The 22,135-nt window shown below is 68.4% G+C and carries 1 protein-coding gene (running past both ends of the window); it reads left to right on the forward strand.

This entire window lies inside a single protein-coding gene on the forward strand: locus ACIBW7_RS26640, encoding a non-ribosomal peptide synthase/polyketide synthase (RefSeq protein WP_397050839.1). The 43,788-nt coding sequence extends 12,960 nt beyond the window's left edge and 8,693 nt beyond its right edge, so the window shows coding positions 12,961–35,095, spanning codon 4,321 (complete) through codon 11,699 (partial); the first complete codon in view begins at nt 1. Both the start codon and the stop codon lie outside the window.

A 22,135-nucleotide genomic window follows, 5' to 3' on the forward strand; every position in this document is an offset into this window, starting at 1 on the left:
GCACTCGCCGCTCTTGTGGAATCGGCGGCAGGCGAGGGCGGTCGCGCACCGCTGACCCCGCAGCCGCGCCCCGAGCTGGTCCCGCTGTCGCCGGCCCAGCAGCGGATGTGGTTCCTGAACCGCTTCGACAACCGCACCGCGGTCAACAACATTCCGGTCGCCGTCCGGCTCACCGGCGACGTCGATATCGCCGCACTGAACGCCGCCGTCGGCGATGTGCTGGCCAGGCACGAGGCGCTGCGCACCATCTACCCGGAGGTCGAAGGCACCGGTTACCAGCACGTGCTGCACACCGACGAGCTGCGCTTCGAGCTGGCGACCGAGGCGATCGCCCCCGGCGCGGTGCCCGCGCGCATCGTCGAGCTGGCGAGCGTGCACTTCGATGTGACCAGCGAGGTGCCGTTCCGGGCCAACCTGCTCAGCATCGATGCGCAGAACCATGTCGCGGTGCTCGTCATGCACCACATCAGTGGTGACGGCTTCTCGCTGCGCCCGCTGCTGCGTGACGTGGTGCTGGCTTACACCGAGCGCAGTCGCGGTGAGGCGCCCGCCTGGGCGCCGCTGGATGTCCAGTACGCCGACTACGCGCTGTGGCAGCGCGACGTGCTCGGCAGCGAGGACGATCCGGAATCGGTCGCGGCACAGCAGCTCGCGTACTGGACCGAGCAGCTGGCCGATCTGCCCGATCAGATCGAACTGCCCGCCGACCGCTCGCGGCCCGAGGTCGCGTCCAATGCCGGTGGCAACCACGGCTTCTCGATCGACGCCGAATTGCACGCCGCACTGGCCGAACTCGCCCGCGCCCGCGGGGTCACGCTGTTCATGGTCATGCACGCGGCACTTGCGGCCTGGGCGGCCCGACTGTCCAACAGCACCGATATCGCCATCGGCACCCCGATCGCCGGCCGCGGTGAACGCGCGCTCGACGACCTGGTCGGCATGTTCGTCAATACGCTCGTGCTGCGCAACGAGGTCGAGCCGAGCGCCAAGTTCAGCGATCTGCTCGCGCAGGTGCGCCGCACCGATCTCGCGGCCTTCGCCAATGCCGATGTGCCGTTCGAGCGACTGGTCGACGTGATCAGCCCTGCCCGTTCGCAGGCACACCACCCGCTGTTCCAGGTCGCGTTGACCTTCGAGGCCGCCTCGGCCGCGGATATGGGCACCGTCGCGCTGCCGGGCGTCGAGCTGTCGGTGGTCGAATTCGATCCCGGCACAGCCAAATTCGATGTGCAGCTGACCGTCGGCGAGACCGCCGACGGTGCGCTGGGCATGTCGTGGAACTACGCCACCGAGCTGTTCGATCCGGAGACGGTGGCATCGTTCGCCGATCGCCTGGTGCGGATTCTGCACAGTGTGGTCGAGGATCCCGAGATCGTCATCGGCGATATCGATCTGCTCGGTGAGGCCGAGCGGCTCAATGTGTCACAGCGCTGGGTGTCGTCCGGATTCGACAGCCTGGCGCGAGCGAAGGGGCCGGAGGCGGCAGCCCGGGTAACCACGCAGGGCACCGGGAGCGCCGCAATCCGACACAGCACAGCGCGATTCAGTGCACCGGATACCACGCTGGTCGACCTGTTCGAGCAGGCGGTGGCCGCGCATCCGGACAATACGGCGGCCAAATTCGGCATCGAATCGCTGACCTACGCGGAGCTGGATCGGCGCGCGAATGTATTGGCGCGCAGGCTGATCGCCGACGGCGCGGGTCCCGAATCGCTGGTCGCGGTGATCCTGCCGCGCTCGCTCGATCTCGTGGTCGCGCTGCTCGCCGTGGTGAAGACCGGTGCGGGCTATGTGCCCGTCGATCCGACCTACCCGGCCGACCGCATCGCCTACGTGCTCGCGGACTCGCGTCCGACCAGCGTGATCCTCGATTCCACGGTCCAGGTGACCGTGCCCGACGAACTGCCGACCGTGGTGCTCGACGGATTCGCGGTGGAGACCGGCAATGTCGAGGACGCCGACGATGCGCCGATCACCGACGCCGACCGCCTCGCGGCGCTCACCCCGGACAATGTCGCGTACGTGATCTACACCTCCGGCTCGACCGGCCGCCCGAAGGGTGTGGCGGTCGCGCACCGGAATGTGGTGCGGCTGTTCGCCAATACCGATCGCGACTTCGGCTTCGGCCCCCGCGATGTGTGGACGCTGTTCCACTCCTACGCCTTCGACTTCTCGGTGTGGGAGCTGTGGGGTCCGCTGCTGTTCGGCGGCACCTTGGTGGTCGTCGACTACTACACCTCGCGCTCGCCCGAACAGTTCCTGGAACTGCTGCGGGTGGAGCAGGTCACGGTGCTCAACCAGACGCCGTCCGCGTTCTACCAACTGGCCGAGGCGGATCGCAATGCCGCACCGGATGCCGAACCGCTGGCACTGCGCTATGTGGTGTTCGGCGGTGAAGCCCTCGAACTGCGCAGGCTCTCGGATTGGGTTGCCCGACACGGCGACGGCACCGACAGGCGCTCGGCGCATGCCGCTCCGCTGCTGGTCAATATGTACGGCATCACCGAGACCACGGTGCACGTCTCCTACCGCGCGCTGGACGCCGCGACCATCGCCGCCGCTTCCGGCAGCGTGGTCGGTCGCGCCATCGCGGGTCTGCGCGTGTACGTCCTCGACAACCGGCTGCGGCCGGTGCCGGTCGGCGTCGCGGGCGAAATGTATGTCGCGGGACCGCAGTTGGCCCGTGGCTACCTCGGTCGCTCGGACCTGACCACCACCCGCTTCGTCGCGAACCCCCTCGCCGACGCGGAGGCCGCGGGCACGCGTCTGTACCGCTCGGGTGACCTCGCGCGCTGGAACCGCTTCGGTGAACTCGAATACCTCGGCCGCGCCGACGATCAGGTCAAGGTGCGCGGCTTCCGCATCGAACTCGGTGAGATCGAATCCGCGATCCTGGCCCAGCCGGGCATCGCCCAGGCCGCGGTCATCGTGCGCGAGGACCAGCCGGGCGATCAGCGGATCGTGGCCTATGTGGTCGCCGAACCCGATGTGATCCCGGACCTCGATGTGGTGCGCAGCGGTGCGGCGCAACGACTTCCGTCCTATATGGTGCCCGCGGCGCTGGTGCGGCTGGAGTGGATTCCGTTGACCGTCAACGGAAAGCTGGACCGTCGCGCGCTGCCCGCGCCCGCCGTGCAGGCCAGGGCCTTCCGCGCCCCGGTGACACCGGTCCAGGAGACCGTCGCCGCGGTCTTCGCCGATGTGCTCGACGTGGCTCGGGTCGGTGTCGACGACGACTTCTTCGACCTCGGCGGCAACTCACTCATCGCGACCAGGGTGGTCGCCCGGATCGGCGCGGCGCTCGGCACCACCGTCCCGGTGCGCGCGCTGTTCGAGGCCTCCACCGTGGAAGCGCTCGCGGCCCGGGTGGAATCGCATGCCGATGGCGCCGCGCGCGCCCGGCTGGTCGCCCGCCCGCGCAAGGCCGACGAACTCGTGCCGCTGTCGTTCGCACAGCAGCGCATGTGGTTCCTGAACAAGTACGACACCGCATCCGCGGCCTACAACCTCCCGGTCGCCATCCGGTTGACCGGTGCGCTCGATATCGAGGCGCTGCGGCTGGCGGTGGCGGATGTGGTGCGCAGGCACGAATCGCTGCGCACCCGCTACCCGGAGCACGGCGGCACCCCGGTCCAGGTGATCGTGCCCGCCGACGCGATCGCGCTCGACCTGCAGCCGGTTTCGGTCGATCCGGCCGAGCTGACCGCGGTGGTGACCGAATTCGTGACCACCGGATTCGATGTGTCCGAACAGGCTCCGCTACGGACCAGGCTCTTCTCCGCCGGTGCCGATGAGCATGTGTTCGTCGTCGTGGTGCACCACATCGCGGCCGACGGCTTCTCCATCGGCCCGCTGACCCGCGACGTGATGCTCGCCTACACCGCGCGCGCCCAGGACGCCGCACCCGGCTGGGCGCCACTGCCGGTGCAGTACGCGGACTTCGCCATCTGGCAGCGCGAAGTCCTCGGCGCCGAGGACGATCCGACTTCGCTGATGGCGCGTCAGGTCGCGCATTGGCGGCGCGCACTCGACGGCGTCCCGGACGAACTGCCGCTGCCCAGCGATCGGGCGCGTCCCGCGATCGCCTCGCATCGCGGCGCGACCCTGCAGACCGAGCTGTCCGCCGAACTGATCGCGGCGCTGGAAGGTATTGCGCGCCAACGCGGTGCGTCGCTGTTCATGGTGATGCACAGTGCGCTCACTGTGCTGCTGGCCCGTTTGTCGGGCACCGACGACATCGCCGTCGGCTCGCCGATCGCGGGACGCGGTGAGCAGGCGCTCGACGATCTGGTCGGCATGTTCGTCAACACCCTCGTGCTGCGCACCGGTATCGATCAGTCGGAATCGTTCACGGCGCTGTTGGACCGGGTGCGCTCGACCGACCTGGACGCCTTCGGCAATGCCGACGTGCCGTTCGAACGGCTGGTGGAACTGCTCGCGCCGGAACGCTCGCAGGCGCGCAACCCGCTGTTCCAGGTGATGCTCGCATTCCAGAACCTGGAGCGCACCGCACTCGAATTGCCGGGTCTCTCGGTGTCCGCGCTGGATCTCGACGAGAATGTCGCCCGCTTCGACCTGCAGTTCACGCTCTCCGAAACCGGTTCCGCCGGAATGGCTTTGGCGCTCACCTACGCCACCGAGCTGTTCGACGAGTCGACCGCCGAACTGATCACGCAGCGTTGGCGGCGGGTGCTGGAGGCCATTGCCGCCGACCCGACGGTCGCTGTGGGTGCCATCGATGTGCTCGACGCACAGGAGCGGGCCGATCTGATCGCCCGCACCGGTGCGGCCGCGGTGCCCGCGCGCACCCTGCCCGAGCTGCTGGCCGAGGCCGCCGCGATGGATCCGAAGGCGACCGCCGTGGTGTTCCAGGGGACACGTGTGTCCTACGGCGACCTCGACGAGCGGTCGAACCGGTTGGCACGCTTGCTCATTGCCGAGGGCATCGGTACCGAGAATCTGGTCGCTGTCGGCGTGCCGCGCTCCGCGGATTCGGTATTCGCGGCCTGGGCCGTCTCGAAGACGGGTGCGGCATTCGTGCCCGTCGACCCGAACTACCCGGCCGAGCGCATCGCGCATATGGTCACCGATTCCGGTTCCCCCGTCGGCCTCACGGTCGCCGCGGTTCGCGACGGCCTGCCGGATTCGGTGCGCTGGCTGGTGCTCGACGAGCTCGACCTGGACGGATTCGACGGTGGTCCGATCACCGACGCCGACCGGGTCCGCCCGCTGCGCCCGGCGCATCCGGCCTACGTCATCTACACCTCGGGCTCCACCGGTGTGCCCAAGGGTGTTGTGGTCACCCATGCCGGTCTGGCGAACTTCAGCGTCGAGCAGATCGTGCGCTACGACCTCGATTCCGGTTCGCGCGCACTGCATTTCGCCTCGCCCAGCTTCGATGCCTCGATCCTGGAACTGCTGCTCGCGGTCGGCGCGGGTGGTGCGCTCGTGGTGACGCCGCCCGGCGTGTACGGCGGTGAGGAACTGTCCGAGCTGATCCGCACCGAGCGGGTCACGCACGCGTTCATCACACCCGCCGCGCTGGCCACCTTCGATCCGACCGGCCTCGACTCGCTGCGCGTACTGGTCGCCGGTGGTGAGGCGGTTCCCGCGGATCTGGTCGCGAAGTGGGCGGTGCCGCTGGAGAACGGGTCCGTCCGCAACTTCCACAATGGCTACGGTCCGACCGAGACCACCATCATGACCAATATCAGCGATCCGCTGGTGGCCGGTGACACGGTGGTGATCGGTGCGCCGATCCGCGGTATGCAGTCGCTGATCCTGGACGCCCAGCTCCGGCCGGTGCCGGTGGGTGTCGCGGGTGAGCTGTATCTGTCGGGCATCCAGCTGGCGCGCGGCTATCACGCCCGCGCCGGACTGAGCGCCGAACGCTTCGTGGCCAACCCGTATGTCGCGGGTGCGCGCATGTACCGCACCGGTGACGTGGTGCGCTGGACCCGTACCGGCGAGGTCGAATATGTGGGCCGCTCCGACTTCCAGGTGAAGGTGCGCGGCTTCCGCATCGAACTCGGTGAGATCGACGCGGCGCTGGCATCGCACGAGACCGTCGACTTCGCGGTCACCGTCGGCCACAAGGGCGCGGCGGGCGCCACCTCGCTGGTGTCGTATGTGGTTGCGGTGCAGGGGCATTCGATCGATGTCGCCGAGCTGACCGCGCACGTCGAGGAACGCCTGCCCGCATACATGGTGCCCTCGTCGGTGATGGTGATCGACCACATCCCGCTGACCCCGGTCGGCAAGCTGGACCGCAAGGCCCTGCCGGAGCCGGTCTTCGCGACCGAGGTGGTCTTCCGCGCACCGCGCACGCCGATCGAGCACACCATCGCCGAGGTCTTCGCCGAGGTGCTCGGCGTCGAGCGCGTCGGTGTCGATGATTCGTTCTTCGCTCTCGGCGGCGACAGCATCGTGTCCATCCAGCTGGTTTCGCGGGCCAAGGCGCGCGGTGTGGTCTTCACCCCGCGCAATGTCTTCGAGCAGCGCACTGTGGCCGGACTCGCCGCGGTCGCCGAGACCGCCGACAGCACCGATACCGCCGTCGAGGCGCTGGCCGAGCTGCCCGGTGGCGGCATCGGCGCGATGCCGCTGACCCCGGTGGTCCGGTTCATGGCGCAGCGGCAGGGTTCGTTCGGCCGGTTCAACCAGACCATGGCGCTCGAATTGCCGGTCGGCATCGACCGCGCGGGCATCGCGAAAACCGTTGCCGCGGTGGTCGATCGCCACGACATGCTGCGGGCACGGCTGTACCGCGAGGGTGCGGACTGGACCCTCGAAACCGTCGAACCGGGCACTGTCGACGTGGACGCGCTGATCGATCGCACCGAATTCGATGCCAATATCGACGACGCCGGACTTTTCGAAATCGCTTCCGCCGCACTGGATGCCGCGCTGGATCGACTCGATCCGGCCGCGGGCGTGGTGGTTCGGTTCGTCTGGCTGGAACCCTCGGACGGCAGCCGCGGTGGCCGCCTCATCGTGGCCGCGCATCACCTCGTGGTGGACGGTGTTTCCTGGCGCATCCTGGTGCCGGACTTCGTCGCCGCCTGGGGTCAGCTCACCGCGGGCCAGGAACCGCAGCTCGTCGCGCCCGCGACCTCGATGCGGGCCTGGGCGGACGCGCTGCGGCGCGAGGCCGAAAGCGCCGCGCGGGTCGCCGAACTCGACTACTGGCGTTCGGTGGTCGGCACGGCGGATCCGCTGCTGACCGAGCGTGCGCTGGATCCGACCGTGGATACCTCGGGCGCCATCGAGAAGTTGCAGGTCGAGGTGTCGGCCGAGGTCACCAAGGCGCTGTTGACTACCGTGCCCGCGCTGTTCCACGGCGGCGTCAACGACGGTCTGCTCACCGCGCTTGCCCTGGCGACCGCGAAGTGGCGCGCGGGCCGCACCACCGCCCGCGCCGACGATGCGCTGCTGATCCGTCTGGAGGGCCACGGCCGCGAAGAGGGCATCGTGCCCGGCGCGGATCTCTCACGCACCGTCGGCTGGTTCACCGCGATCTTCCCGGTCCGCTTCGACCTGTCCGGCATCGATATCGATGCCGCGCTGACCGGCGGCCCCGCGCTCGGCAAGGCTGTCAAGGCGGTCAAGGAGCAGCTGCTCGCGGTGCCGGACAAGGGCATCGGCTACGGCCTGCTGCGCTACCTGAACGAAGCAACCGCATCGGAACTGCCCGTCGAACAGCCGGGCCAGGTGAGCTTCAACTACCTGGGCCGCGTCTCCGAGGGCGATGTGCCCGAGGCGCTACGCGGCTTCGGCTGGATCCCGGCCGCCGAACTCGGTGCGCTCGGCGGCGCCTATGACGCGGATATGCCCGCGATGGCGCCGCTGGATATCAATGCCATCGTGGTCGGCGACAAGCTGACCGCCAATATCGGCTACCCGAGCACCCTGCTCGATGCCGCACAGGTCCGCGAATTCGGCGAACTGTGGACTACCGCACTGGAAGCGGTTGCCCGTCATGCCAATTCGAACGGCGCGGGCGGGCACACGCCGTCCGACTTCGCCCTGGTGCGCTCGGCGCGGGGCGGCTCGGGGCGGGAACTAACACAGCGCGATATCGACAACTGGGAGCAGCGCTTCCCGGCACTGGCCGATATCTGGCCGCTGTCCGCGCTGCAGGCTGGTCTGCTCTTCCACGCGCGCCTGGCCGCCACCTCGGTGGACGTCTACACCGCGCAGGCCGTGCTGACGCTCACCGGCCGGGTGGATCCGACCCGATTGCGTTCGGCCGCACAGGCCCTCGTGGATCGCTACGAGAACCTGCGCACCGCCTTCGTCACCGATAACGACGGCAACCCGGTGCAGGTCGTCCTCGACAGCGCCCGCGTCGCCTGGGCCGAGCACGACCGGATCGAATCCGGCGAGGCCGCCGATCTCATCGCCGCCGATCGCATGCAGCGCTTCGATCTGACCGAGCCGCCGCTGATCCGCTTCACGCTGATCCAAATCGCTGCCAACCGTTGGCAGTTCGTGGTCTCCAACCACCACATCCTGCTCGACGGCTGGTCCATGCCGCTGCTCATGCGCGATCTGCTGGTGCTCTACGCGGCGCACGCCGATACCAATGTGCTGCCCGCGGTGCGCTCCTACCGGCACTTCCTGGAATGGACCAGGCAGCAGGATCACGCGGCCTCGGTGACCGCGTGGACCGCCGCACTGCGCGGTGTCAGCGAACCGACGCTGCTGTCGCGCCCGGATGCGAGCCGCGAGATCACCTCGCTGTCCGGCGAATACTTCTTCGAGCTGGACGAGCAGGCGACCGCGCGACTCACCGCGCTGGCCGCCTCGCTCGGCGTCACGCCGAATACCGTGCTGCAGGTCGCCTGGGGCATTCTGATCGGCCGGATGACCAGCCGTGACGATGTGCTGTTCGGTACCACGGTGTCCGGCCGTCCGGCACAGCTGTCCGGCGTCGAGTCGATGGTCGGTCTGTTCATCAACACCGTTCCGGTGCGGGTGCGCTTCGATCCGTCGGAGTCGGTGGAGCAGTTGCTCACCCGGACCCAGGGCGAGCAGGCGGATCTGCTCGATCACCACTACGTCGGCCTGGCCGATATCCAGTCCGCCGCCGGAATCGGCGCTCTGTTCGACACGCTGGTGGTCTTCGAGTCCTACCCGGTCGATGCCGAGGGCATCCGGGCGCAGGCCGCCGATATCGATGGCATGGCCGTGGTCGATATGCAGGCCGCCGATGCCACGCACTATCCACTGACCCTGATCGCGCAGCTGGACTCCCAGCTGCGGGTTCGCGCGGGCTACCTGCGCGACCTGTTCGACGAGCAGACGGTGACCCGCATCGCCGACCGCCTGGTGCGGGTGCTCACCGCGATCACCACCGAACCCGCCGCCGCGGTCGGCGATATCGAACTGCTCGATACCACCGAGCGTGAGCTCGTGGTGTCCGATTGGAACAACACCGCACACGACCTGGACGCTGTGTTGTCGGCTCGCTCCGCAGGCTCCGCTCACGGGTTCACGCTGGTCTCGATGTTCGAGGCCCAGCTCGCCGTGACTCCGGATGCGACCGCGCTGACGTTCGAGGGGACGAGTCTGACCTACGCCGAGTTCGGCGCCCGGGTCTACAGCCTGGCGCGCTGGCTCATCGAACGCGGTGTCGGCCCGGAATCGTATGTGGCCCTCGGCATGCGGCGTTCCATCGATCTGGTGGTCGGCATGTACGCGGTGGCCGTGGCCGGTGGCGCGTATGTGCCGCTGGATCCGGATCATCCGGCCGAGCGCACGGAATACATTCTCGCCACCGCCGATCCGGTCTGTGTGCTGACCTCCGGTGACGATCTGAAGATCGATACCGCCCAGGTGCGCATCGATCTGCTCGACCTGTTCGGGTTGTCGGACGAGCCGGTGACCGAGGCGGAACGGCGTGCGCCGCTGCGCCCGTCGAATACCGCGTACGTGATCTTCACCTCGGGTTCGACCGGTCGTCCGAAGGGTGTGGCGGTCAGCCATGCCGCGATCGTGAACCGTCTGGTGTGGATGCAGTCGGCCTACGGGCTGACCGGCGCCGACGCCGTACTGCAGAAGACGCCCGCCACCTTCGACGTTTCGGTGTGGGAGTTCTTCTGGCCGTTGCAGATCGGTGCGCGGCTGGTCATCGCGAAGCCGGACGGACACCGCGATCCGGCCTACCTCGCCGAGATCATTACCGCGGAGCGGGTCACCGTCACCCACTTCGTGCCGTCCATGCTGTCGGTCTTCGTGGCCGATGCCGCCGCGGCGCGGTGTGATTCGCTGCGACTGGTATTCGCCTCCGGTGAGGCGCTGCCGCCCAAGCCCGCGCATCGCCTGCGCGAGCTGACCGGTGCGGCGCTGCACAACCTGTACGGCCCGACCGAGGCCGCGGTCGACGTCACCTTCCACGAGGTGGTCGCGACCGATACCGACACCGTGCCGATCGGTGCGCCGGTCTTCAATACCCAGGTCTACGTGCTGGATTCGCGGCTGCGCCCGGTGCCGGTGGGTGTCGCGGGTGAGCTGTACCTCGCGGGCACGCAGCTGGCGCGCGGCTATGTTGCGCGTCCGGATCTGACCAGCGATCGATTCGTCGCGAACCCGTTCGCCGCCGCCGGCGCGCGCATGTACCGCACCGGCGACCTGGTGGCCTGGACGGCCGACGGTGAGCTGGATTACCTGGGCCGCACCGACTTCCAGGTGAAGCTGCGCGGTCTGCGCATCGAGCTCGGCGAGATCGAGCAGGCGCTCACCGCGCTGGACGAGATCGCCCAGGCCGTCGTCGTGGTGCGCGGTGATCAGCACACCGGCGACCAGCTCGTCGCGTATGTCATCGCGACGCCGAACCTGCGGCTGGATATCGAGACGGTGCGCGAGGATCTGGCGCGGCAGTTGCCCGCGTACATGGTCCCGTCGGTGGTCATCGTGCTCGACGCCTTCCCGCTCAACGCCTCCGGCAAGCTGGATCGGAAGGCGCTGCCCGCACCGGTGTTCGAGGCCGCGGTATTCCGCGCGCCGACCACGCCGGTCGAGGAGATCATCGCGGCCACCTACGCCGATGTGCTCGGCCTGGAACGCGTCGGTCTCGACGACGACTTCTTCGCACTCGGCGGCAACTCGCTGAGCGCCACCCAGGTCGCCGCCCGGCTCTCGGCCGCACTGGATACCGACCTCGGTGTTCGTGAACTGTTCGAGGCGTCCTCGGTGGCCGCGCTCGCGGCCCGCGCGGAGTCTCGCGCCGGTGCCGGTGCGCGCATGGCCCTGGTGCCGCAGCCGCGTCCCGAGCGGGTGCCGTTGTCGCTGGCCCAGCAGCGCATGTGGTTCCTCAACCGCTTCGATCCGGAATCGGCCGTGGACAATATCCCGGCCGCGGTGCGGCTGTCGGGTCTGCTCGACCGGCAGGCACTGCAGATCGCGGTCGCCGATGTGCTGGCCCGCCACGAGTCGCTGCGTACCTTCTACCCGGAGTACGACGGCACCGCCTACCAGCAGACCGTCTCCACCGCCCGGGTGATCCCGGATCTGACGCCCATCGATGTCACCGAAGCCGAACTGCCGCAGCGCGTTGCGGAGGTCATCCTGACCGGCTTCGACGTCACCGCCGAAGTTCCGTTCCGGGCCAAGCTGTTCGAGATCAGCCCGACCGAACATGTGCTCGCCCTGGTGGTGCACCACATTTCGGCCGACGGCTTCTCGATGGGTCCGCTCACCCGCGACGTGATGACGGCCTACGCCGCGCGCGTCGAGGGCGGCGAGCCCTCCTGGCAGCCGCTCGAGGTGCAGTACGCCGACTTCGCGCTGTGGCAGCGCGCGGTCCTCGGCGCCGAATCCGATCCGGAATCGGTGATCTCGGCGCAGATCGAGTTCTGGTCCAAGACGCTGCGCGGCCTGCCCGAACAGCTCGACCTGCCCGCCGACCGGCCGCGTCCGGCGGTGGCATCGGGTCGCGGTGCGACACACGTCTTCGAGATCGATGCCGCAACCCACGGCAAGCTCACCGAACTCGCGCGCACCAGGGGGACGACGCTGTTCATGGTCGCGCACACCGCGCTGGCCGTGCTGCTGTCGCGGCTGTCCGGCGAGGAAGACATCGCGATCGGTACGCCGATCGCGGGACGTGGTGAGCGCGCGCTCGATGACCTGATCGGCATGTTCGTCAACACCCTGGTGCTGCGGACCCCGATCGACGGCGAGAGCACCTTCACCGAGCTGCTGCGCACCGTGCGCGCCATCGATATCGGCGCGTTCGGACATGCCGACCTGCCGTTCGAGCGGCTGGTGGAGATCCTGAACCCGGCCCGTTCGCAGGCGCGCCATCCGCTGTTCCAGGTGATGCTGTCGTTCCAGAACACCGGCCAGAACAGCCTGGAACTGCCCGGACTCACGGTCAGCGGTGTCGAACTGCCGATCGATGTGGCCAAATTCGATATGCAGCTGGTGCTTTCGGAGCAGACCGCGACTCCCATCAGCACCTCGAACGGCGCCGGTGCCACCACGGTCGCACCTTCGGGTATCGCGGCCGAATTGATCTACGCCACCGACCTTTTCGACGCCGACACCATGGCGGCGTTCGGACAGCGGTTCAACCGGCTGCTGCAAGCCGTTGCGGCCGAACCGGATCGGGCCATCGGCGATATCGACCTGCTCGATGCGTCCGAAGCCGAACTGGCGCTGCGCGGCTGGAACGACACCGAGCGCGATCTCGGTGCGGTCGGCACGCTGGTCGACGAATTCGCCGCGCAGGCGGCGGCGACACCGGATGCGGTCGCGATCGTGGATCCGGCGACGGGTGCCTCGCTGACCTACGCCGAATTCGGTGCCCGCGTGCACCGGTTGGCACGTCGCCTCATCGCGGCTGGGGTCGGCCCGGAGAGCCTGGTGGCCCTCGGTCTTCGGCGCTCTGTCGACCTCGTGGTCGCGGCGTACGCCGTGCAGGAGGCCGGTGGCGGGTACGTGCCGCTCGACCTCGATCAGCCGGCGGAGCGGATCGGATATGTGCTCGAGTCGGCAGCGCCGGTATGCGTTCTGACCACCTCGCGTGACGACTTCGACGGCACCGGTCTGCCCACAATCGTCATCGATGACCTGGATCTGTCCGAGTACTCGGACGAGCCGGTCACCGATGCGGAGCGGATCGCGCCGCTGCGGCCGAGCAACCCCGCCTACGTCATCTTCACCTCCGGTTCGACGGGGCGGCCGAAGGGTGTGGCCGTGCCGCACGCGGCGGTCGTCAACCAGATCCGTTGGATCACCGCTGAATACGGCATCGGTGCCGATGACGTGGTGCTGTTCAAGACCCCCGCCACGTTCGACGTGTCCGTGTGGGAACTCTTCGGCCCGTTGAGCACCGGTGGCCGGATCGTGGTGGCCGGCCCGGACGGTCATCGCGACCCGCAGTACCTGGCCGACGTGATCGCGGCCGAGCGGGTCACCATGACCTCGTTCGTGCCATCGATGCTGAGCGTCTTCGCGAGCAGCGTCGACGCGGCTGTCGGCAGCGAATCGCTGGCATCGCTGCGCGCACTCCTCATCGCCGGTGAGGCATTCACCGCCGATGCCGCCACCGCCATCCGCCGGGTCAGCACGGCCGAGCTCTACAACCTGTACGGTCCGACCGAATTCACCGTTCACGCGACCCACGGCCCGGTGGCCGACAAGGTCGAGGGCGCGGTGCCGATCGGCCTGCCGGTGTGGAATTCGCAGGCGTACGTACTGGATTCGCGCCTGCACCCGGTCGCACCGGGTGTCGCCGGTGAATTGTATCTGGCGGGTGCGCAGTTGGCGCGCGGCTACTTCGGCCGCACGGATCTGACCGCGGATCGCTTCGTGGCCAACCCGTTCGGCGCACCGGGCGCTCGCATGTACCGCACCGGTGACCTGGTGACCCGGGCCGCCGACGGTTCGATCGTCTACCTCGGCCGCACCGACTTCCAGGTCAAGCTGCGCGGTCTGCGCATCGAGCTCGGTGAGATCGAAACCGCCCTCACCGCGCACGATTCGGTGGCACAGGCCGTGGCGCTGGTGCGTTCGGACGCCAGGACCGGCGATCAGCTGGTCGGCTACGTGGTACCCGCGAACGGCGCCACCGTCGACATCGACGAGCTGCGCACCCACCTGACCGCGCAACTGCCGTCGTACATGGTCCCGGCCGCGCTCATGGTGCTCGATGCCATGCCGTTGAACCCGAACGGCAAGCTCGATCGCCGCGCCCTGCCCGAACCCGCCTTCGAGGCCAAGGAATTCCGCGCACCGTCGACCCCGATCGAAGAGATCGTGGCCGACACCTTCGCCGAGGTGCTCGGTCTGTCGACTCTCGAGGCCGGGCGCGCAGTTGGTCTTGACGACGACTTCTTCGACCTCGGCGGCAACTCGCTGATCGCCACCCAGGTGGTCGCTCGCCTGGGCGCGGCACTCGACACCCGCATTCCGGTGCGGCTGCTGTTCGAGGCCCCGAATGTCGCCGCGCTCGCGGCGCGCATGGAGGGGCAGCAGGGCACCGGCGGACGCCGGGAACTGACGGCCGGACCACGGCCGGACCAGATTCCGCTCTCGCTCGCCCAGCAGCGAATGTGGTTCCTCAACCGCTTCGACAACCAGACCGCCGTCAACAACATCCCGCTGGCGGTCCGGCTCACCGGCGCACTCGACACCGATGCGCTGCGCATGGCCGTCGCCGATGTGATGGACCGGCACGAGGTGCTGCGCACCGTCTACCCGGAGACCGCCGACGGTCAGGGTGTGCAGGTCGTGCTGCCCACCGGTCAGGTCCACCTCGACCTGACCCCGCTCGTGGTGTCCGAGACCGATATTCGCGATCGCATCAGCGAACTGGTGCTGACCGGCTTCGACGTGACCGCCGAAGTTCCGGTGCGCGCCAAACTGTTCCGGCTCGAGTCGCCGATGGACGGCTCGCTGCCCGATACCCACGTGCTGGTCTTCGTGGTGCACCACATCTCCGGTGACGGCTGGTCGGTGCGTCCGCTGGCCCGCGATGTGATGGTCGCCTACGCGGCCCGCACCCGCGGCGAATCGCCCGCCTGGGCGCCGCTGGCGGTGCAGTACGCCGACTTCGCGCTCTGGCAGCGCGACACCCTCGGCTCCGAGGACGATCCGGAATCGCTGATCGCCCAGCAGGTCGCGTACTGGTCGCGGAATCTGGCCGGTCTGCCCGACCAACTGGATCTGCCGTCGGATCGGTCGCGTCCGGCCGTCGCGTCCAACCGCGGTGACGTCTACGAATTCGGCATCGACGCGCAGTTGCTGACCGAGCTCACCGCACTGGCCCGCGCGAACGGCGCGAGCCTGTTCATGGTGGTGCACGCGGCGTTCGCTGCACTGCTGGCACGCCTGTCGGGCAGCGACGATATCGCCATCGGCACCGCGGTCGCGGGTCGTGGCGAGGCCGTGCTCGACGACGCGATCGGCATGTTCGTCAATACGCTCGTGCTGCGCACGCCGGTCGATTCCGGTGCGTCCTTCGCCGACTTGGTCGCGCGGGCACGGGAAACCGATCTGGCCGCCTTCGGCCATGCCGACCTGCCGTTCGAGCGGCTGGTCGACATCCTCAACCCGGCTCGTTCGCAGGCGCGGCATCCGCTGTTCCAGGTGATGCTGTCGTTCCAGAACACCGGTGAGGCATCGTTCGAGCTGCCCGGTCTCGAGGTGGCCGGTGTGCCGCTCGATGTGGTGACCGCGAAGTTCGATCTGCACCTGAACCTCGCCGACCGGCTCGACGCGGGCGGCAACACGGACGGCATGACCGCCGAATTCGCCTACGCGACGGATATGTTCGACGCGAAGACGATCGCCGGTGTCGCCCAGCGTCTGGTCCGCCTGCTGCATGCGGTGGTCGCGGATCCGGCCGTCGCGGTCGGTGATGTCGATCTGCTCGATGCCGCCGAGCACACCTTGGTGCTCGAAAAGTGGAACGAGACGGCGCATGTCGTCGATGCCCAGGCCACCCTGGTCTCGATGTTCGAGGAACAGGCGGCCCGGAGCCCGAAGTCGATCGCGCTGTCCTTCGAGGGCACGACTATGTCCTATGGCGAATTCACCGCCCGGGTGAATCGCCTTGCCCGGTACCTGGTTTCGCTGGGTGTCGGACCCGATTCGATGGTCGCGCTCGGAATGCGCCGATCCTTCGAGCTGGTGATCGGCATGTACGCGGTGAGCGTGGCCGGTGGCGCGTATGTGCCGCTGGATCCGGATCATCCGGCCGACCGCACCCGGTATGTGCTCGACACCGCGCAGCCGGTCTGCGTGCTGACCACCGCCGCCGACGAGTTCGACGCGGGCTCGACGCCGACGCTCGAGATCGAGGCACTGGATCTCTCGGCATACTCCGACGAACCGCTGATCGATGCGGAACGCCTTGCGCCGCTGCGGCCTTCGAATACCGCGTACGTGATCTTCACCTCGGGTTCGACCGGTCGCCCGAAGGGTGTGGCCGTCAGCCATGCCGCGATCGTCAACCGCCTGGTCTGGATGCAGGCCGAATACGGGCTGGACCGCGGCGATGTGGTCCTGCAGAAGACGCCCGCCACCTTCGACGTGTCGGTATGGGAATTCTGGTGGCCGCTGCAGGTCGGCGCGCGCCTGGTCATCGCGAAGCCGGACGGCCATCGCGACCCGGCCTACCTGGTGCGCACCATTGCCGACGAGCAGGTCACCACGGTGCACTTCGTGCCGTCCATGCTGTCGGTCTTCGTGGCCGACGACCGCGCGGGCGAATGCTTCGACCTGCGCAATGTCTTCGCCTCGGGTGAGGCGCTGCCCGCGGTGACCGCACAGCGGTTGCGCGAGCTGACCGGTGTCTGGCTGCACAACCTGTACGGCCCGACCGAGGCCGCGGTCGACGTCACCTATCACGAGGTCACCGACGCCGATACGGTGTCGGTGCCGATCGGTGCGCCGGTCTTCAACACCCAGGTGTACGTGCTGGATTCGCGGCTGCACCCGGTTCCGGTCGGTGTCGCCGGTGAGCTGTACCTCGCGGGCGAACAGCTGGCGCGCGGCTATGTGGCGCGTCCGGATCTGACCGCGGATCGCTTCGTGGCCAACCCGTTCGGCACCGGCGCGCGCATGTACCGCACCGGCGACCTCGTCACCTGGACCGCCAACGGTGAGCTGGAGTACTTGGGCCGCACCGACTTCCAGGTGAAGCTGCGCGGTCTGCGCATCGAGCTCGGTGAGATCGAATCGGCGCTCACCGCGCTGGGGACGATCGCGCAGGCGGCCGTGGTGGTCCGCTCCGATGATCGCCTCGGTGATCAGCTGGTCGCGTATGTGATCGCGGCGGCGGATCGTTCGATCGATATCGACCAGGTGCGCGCCGAACTCGCGGGCGATCTGCCCGCCTACATGGTGCCGACCGCCTTCGTGGTGCTGGACGCGTTCCCGCTCAATGCCTCCGGCAAGCTGGATCGCAAGGCGCTGCCCGCGCCGGTATTCGAGGCGAAGGTGTTCCGCGCACCGTCCACCCCGATCGAGGAGATCGTGGCGGGCGTATTCAGCGATGTGCTCGGCGTCGCGCGCGTCGGCCTGGACGACGACTTCTTCGAACTCGGCGGCAACTCGCTGCTGGCCACCCAGGTGACCGCACGCATCGGCGCGGCGCTGGATACCCAGCTCGCGGTCCGCGATCTGTTCGAGGCATCGACGGTCGCCGCGCTGGCGGCCAAGGCCGAACACAATGCCGGATCCGGCCGGACCCGGCCGCGGCTGGTCGCGGGGGAGCGCCCGGCCCGGGTGCCGCTCTCGCCCGCGCAGCAGCGGTACTGGTTCCTCAACCAGTTCGATACCACCACCTCGGCCGTGGACAACATCCCGCTCGCGGTGCGGTTGTCCGGTGAACTCGATGTGGCGGCGCTGGAAAAGGCGCTCGGCGATGTGTTCGCCCGGCACGAGGTGCTGCGCACCACCTACCCGAGTTCGGCCGGCGGCCCGCACCAGGTGATCCTGCCCGCCGACCAGGCCGTGCCGGAGCTGACCGTCACCGATATCTCGGAATCGGACCTGGTCGGCGCGGTGATCGAATTCGCGCTCACCACCTTCGATGTCACCGTGCAGGTGCCGCTGAAGGTGGGGCTGTTCCGGCTCGCCGAACAGGAGCACGTGCTGGCGTTCACGGTGCACCATGTCGCGGCCGACGGTTCGTCGATGGGTCCGCTGGCCCGCGACGTCATGGCGGCGTATGTGGCACGGGCCCAGGGTGAGATCCCGCAGTGGCAGCCGCTGCCGGTGCAGTACGCCGACTACGCGCTGTGGCAGCGTGCCGTGCTCGGCTCCGAGGAGGATCCGGAATCGCTCGCGGCACAGCAGGTCGCCTACTGGCAGTCCGCGCTCGCGGGCATGCCCGATCAGCTGGAGTTGCCCGCGGACCGGCCGCGCCCGCGCGCGCAGTCGTTCCAGGGCAAGGCGATTCGCTTCGAGATCGCACCGGACAAGCACGTCAAGCTGCACGAGCTGGCGCGGGCCAATAACGCCTCGCTGTTCATGGTCACGCATGCGGCGCTGGCCGTACTGCTCTCGCGACTGTCGGGTACCGACGACATCGCGGTCGGCACCCCGATCGCGGGTCGTGGTGAACGCGAACTCGACGATCTGATCGGTATGTTCGTCAACACCCTGGTGTTCCGGACCATCATCGAGCCCGGCGACACCTTCGCCGACCTGCTCGCCGATGTGCGCGAGCGGGACCTCGAGGCATTCGCGAATGCCGATGTGCCGTTCGAGCGGCTGGTCGAGGTGCTCAACCCGGAGCGTTCGACGGCGCGCAATCCGTTGTTCCAGGTCGGACTTTCGTTCCAGAACTTGGCCGAGACCACCTTCACGCTGCCCGGCCTTTCGGTCAGCGCGGTGAACTTCGATTCGCAGCTGGCCAAGACCGATCTGCACGTCACGCTGTACGACCGCTACGCCGAGGACGGTACGCCCGCCCAGATCGTCGCCGAATTCGGTTACGCCACCGACCTGTTCGACGAGTCGACGGTGCAGGGCTTCGCCGACCGCTTCGTACTGGTGCTCGATGCCGTATTGGCTGATGCCGACGTGCGGGTGGGCGAGATCGATCTGCTCTCGCCCGCCGAGAACACGCGAATTCTGCACGCCTGGAACGACACCGCGCACCCGCTCGACAGCGACACCTCGACCACACTGGTGTCGCTGCTGGACGCCACCGTTGCGGCGAGCCCGGATGCGGTGGCGCTGGTGGCCGAGGACACGACGCTCACCTATGCCGAGTTGGACGGCCGGGCCAACCGCCTGGCGCGTCACCTCATCACGCGCGGTGTCGGCGCGGAGGACCGGGTGGCACTGGCCATTCGGCGCTCGGTGGATCTCGTGGTCGCGATGTACGCGGTCGCGAAGTCGGGTGCGGCCTATGTACCGATCGATCCTGATCAGCCCGCCGATCGCACCGACTACATCCTGAGCACCGCGGCACCGCTCTGCGTGCTGACCACCGGCCGCGATGGTTTCGACAGCGTCGTGACCGATGTGGTGTCGATCGACGAGCTGGATCTATCCGGCGTCGCGGACGGTCCGATCGCCGACGGTGACCGGCTGCGGCCGCTGGCGGCGGCGAATACCGCGTATGTGATCTTCACGTCGGGCTCCACCGGCCAGCCGAAGGGCGTGGCGGTGCCGCATGCGGCGATCGTCAACCAGTTGCTGTGGAAGACAGCCGAATTCGGCCTCGGCGCTGATGACGCGGTGCTGCTCAAGACCGCGGCGACCTTCGACCTGTCGGTCTGGGAGTTCTGGTCGGCCGCCGTCTGCGGCGGCCGGTTGGTCATCGCCGATGCCGACGGTCACCGCGATCCCGCGTACCTCAACGAGTTGATGCGCTCCACCGGCGTTACGACGCTGCACGTGGTGCCGTCGATGCTGGACGCGCTGCTCACCGAATCCGGTCGCCGCCTGCCGCAGTCGCTGCGGCGGGTGCTGGCGATCGGTGAGGCGCTGCCCGCGACGACCGCGCAGCGGTTCCGGCGTGACAACGCGGCCGAGCTGTTCAACCTGTACGGCCCCACCGAGGCCGCGGTGTCGATCACCGCGCACACCGTCACCGATGCCGACAACGTGTCGGTGCCGATCGGTGCCCCGGAGTGGAACAGCCAGGTGTACGTGCTGGATTCGCGGCTTCGTCCGGTGCCGATCGGTGTCTCCGGCGAGCTGTATCTGGCCGGTGCGCAGTTGGCGCGCGGTTACTTCGGGCGCGTCGACCTGACCGCGGATCGCTTCGTGGCCAACCCGTTCGGCGCCGGCGGGCGCATGTACCGCACCGGTGACCTGGTGGCCTGGAACAGCGAGGGCGGACTGGAGTATCGCGGACGCACCGACTTCCAGGTGAAGATCCGCGGTTTCCGGATCGAGCTCGGTGAGATCGAGGCGGCCCTGCTGCGCCAGCCCGAGGTTGCGGCCACCGCGGTGCTCGCGCACACCGACCCGAATCTGGGCGACCGGCTGGTCGCTTACGTGGTACCCGAAGTCGATGAGCTCGACAATGTGCGACTGCAATCGGCGTTGGCCGCCGAGCTGCCGTCCTACATGGTGCCCTCGGTCTTCCTCACCCTCGATGCGCTGCCGTTGAACGCGAACGGCAAGCTGGATCGAAAGGCGTTGCCGGAGCCCACCTTCGAGAAGGCGGTCTTCCGCGCGCCGGTCACCCCGATCGAGGAGATCGTCGCGAATACCTTCGCCGAGGTGCTGCATCTCGGTTCCGGAGCGCAGGCGCAGCGGCTCGGCCTGGATGACGACTTCTTCGCTTGGGGCGGCAACTCGCTGCTCGCGACGCAGGTCGCGGCGCGCCTCGGCGCGGCGCTGAACACCCGCGTCCCGGTGCGGCTGCTGTTCGAGGCGCCGACCGTCGGCGCACTGGCCATCCGGGTCGAACAGCATGCCGACGGGCGCGGACGGCACGCCCTGGTCGCCGGTCCGCGGCCGGAACATATTCCGCTGTCGCTGGCGCAGCAGCGGATGTGGTTCCTCAACCGCTTCGACACCCAGTCCGCCGCCTACAACGTCCCGATCGCGGTGCGGCTGACCGGCGCGCTCGATGTGGACGCACTGCGCGCCGCGATCGCGGATCTGGTGCGCAGGCATGAGGTCTTGCGCACCATCTACCCGGAGACCGAGTCGGGTGCGGTGCAGCTGATTCTGCCGGTGGGACAGGCGATTCCGGAGCTGGACGTCCGGACGGTCACGCCGGATCAGGTCGAAACCGCTGTGGTCGAGTTGATTTCGGCGCCGTTCGACGTCACCGCCGAGGTGCCGGTGCGGGTGCGGTTGTTCGAGATCGACACCGAAAGTTCGGCGCCCGAGTACGTGATCGCGATGGTCGTGCACCATATCGCCGGTGACGGTTCCTCGATGGGACCGCTGACGCGTGATCTGATGACCGCCTACGCCGCGCGCTCGGCGGGTGTCGCACCCAACTGGGCGCCGCTGGAGGTCCAGTACGCGGATTACAGCATCTGGCAGCGCGAACTGCTCGGCAGCGAGGACGATCCAGAATCGCTGATGTCCAAGCAGGTCGCCTACTGGCGGACCGCGCTGGCCGATCTGCCGGAGCAGCTGGACCTGCCCGCGGATCGCCCGCGGCCCGCGGTGCAGTCCTTCGCGGGCGGCACCGTCGAGGTGCGCATCGACGCCGACACCCACCGTGGTCTCAGCGGCGTGGCGCAGGCCGAGGGCGCGACGCTGTTCATGATCGTGCACACGGCGCTGGCCGTCCTGCTGTCCCGGCTGTCCGGCACGGACGACATCGCGATCGGTACGCCGATGGCGGGCCGGGGTGAGGCGGCGCTGAACGATCTGATCGGCACGTTCATCAACACCTTGGTGTTCCGTACCCGGCTGGATTCGGCCGAGCCGTTCGCGGATCTGCTCGGGCGGCAGCGGGAAACCGACATCCAGGCGTTCGCCAATGCCGATGTGCCGTTCGAGCGGTTGGTCGAGGTGCTGAACCCGGCGCGATCGCAGGCACGGCACCCGCTGTTCCAGGTGGGCCTGTCGTTCCAGAACCTGGCCCAGACCACCCTGGAATTGCCGGATCTCACGGTCTCCGGCGTGGACTTCGATACCCGCATCTCCCAGTTCGATCTGCACCTGATTCTCAGCGACCTGTACGACGAGTCCGGGGCTC

It is taken from the genome of Nocardia sp. NPDC049526 (assembly GCF_044465765.1).
GTDB lineage: Bacteria > Actinomycetota > Actinomycetes > Mycobacteriales > Mycobacteriaceae > Nocardia.